The organism is Acinetobacter sp. HR7, from assembly GCF_000773685.1.
Classification (GTDB): Bacteria; Pseudomonadota; Gammaproteobacteria; order Pseudomonadales; family Moraxellaceae; genus Acinetobacter; species Acinetobacter thermotolerans.
On record NZ_JPQO01000098.1, the window covers coordinates 1 to 599 of the forward strand.

At 39.2% G+C, this 599-nt stretch carries 1 protein-coding gene; it reads left to right on the top strand.

Going from position 1 to position 599, the window contains the following annotated elements; all coding sequences use genetic code 11:
• A partial coding sequence (locus GW12_RS05595; protein WP_034584555.1) for an IS3 family transposase occupies positions 1-554 on the top strand: 554 nt, incomplete at its 5' end.
• Positions 555-599: the final 45 nt, after the last annotated feature.

Consider the following 599-nt stretch of genomic DNA (forward strand, 5'->3'; position numbering starts at 1 on the left):
ATAGCAAGCATTGGATGAAGAAGCATCCAAATTTATTAAAGGATTATTCAGCAGTGCAAGCCAATGAAGTCTTTGTTAGTGATATTACCTATGTTGAGAGTGCTGAAGGTGTGCATTATTTATCCTTGGTGACAGATGCTTATACCCGACAGATTAAAGGTTATAAGTTATCGAATGATATGCGTGCGGAGAATGTTGTGCAGGCTCTACATATGGCGATGCAGCAAGCGACAGATCGAGCGACTAGGATGATTCATCATTCAGATAGAGGTGCTCAATATTGCTCTGAGCTATATCAATCGGCATTGCGCCATTATGGGATATGTCCTTCCATGACAGATGGCAAGGACTGTTATCAGAATGCATTAGCAGAGCGAATTAATGGAATATTAAAGCAGGAGTTTTTAACCACGCGATGTCAAACCATGAAGGAGTTAGATCACTTAATTGCGGAATCTATCATGATTTACAATTGTTATAGACCGCATTTAAGTTTAAATATGAACACCCCGAATCAGATGTATGAGCAAACAAAAACCGAGCTAATTGCTTAACTCGGTTTGAAGTGGAATACTGTCAATCTATTTCAGGACAAGACA